Raw genomic sequence first — 671 nt, 5'->3', positions numbered from 1 at the left:
TAATCTCAATCGTTTCTTCTAAAGGTTCCATCACAAGATCTAATGTTGGTCGTTTATTGATTCCAAACGAAGTAATTTCTCCATTATAAAGGTCAAGGATGGGGCTTAAATACAACTTCTCTTCTCCTAGACATTTGAATTCTGTAATATCAGTTACTAATTTTTGAAGAGGAATAGGTGTATTAAAACGACGGGATAGACGGTTTTTCGCTACTTTACCAACCTTCCCCTTATAGGAATTATATTTCCGAGATTTCCGCATGAATTTTACACATTTTAATCCTAGTTCCCGCATAAGTCGATACACTTTTTTATGATTAACACAATATCCTAATTTCTTTAATTCCTTTGTGATTCGTTTATAACCATAGCGTTCATGAAACTTCTTAAATAGTTGAGTGATGAGTTCTTTTGGTTCCGAGTCCGGATCTTCTTTCCCTAAATTTTTTACATGATAATGATAGGTTGCTTCAGGAATGCTCACAACAAGGAAAATATCCTTTAATCGGAATCCTTCTTCTTTGAGTTCGAATGCCAATTTTGCTTGTGCTTTTCGGGAAAGACATTCGGATTTTCCCGAAAAGCTCTCAGCTTTTTTAAGTAAGCAATTTCTAATCTCAATAGTTCATTCTCACGTTCTAACTCTGCTTCACGTGTTAACTTATTTTCTT

The 671-nt window shown here is 34.4% G+C and carries 1 protein-coding gene; it reads right to left on the bottom strand.

Annotation, left to right across the window (positions count from 1 at the left end):
• The coding region (locus tag ACTJJ9_RS26375; protein ID WP_145585457.1) for an IS3 family transposase at positions 1 to 484 on the bottom strand (484 nt) is incomplete at its 3' end.
• Between the last annotated feature and the right edge of the window lie 187 nt (positions 485 to 671).

The organism is Metabacillus sp. 22489, assembly GCF_052044855.1.
GTDB lineage: Bacteria > Bacillota > Bacilli > Bacillales > Bacillaceae > Metabacillus > Metabacillus niabensis.
The sequence above is the reverse complement of the archived record's forward strand: the minus strand, read 5'-3'. Positions and strand labels throughout refer to the sequence as shown.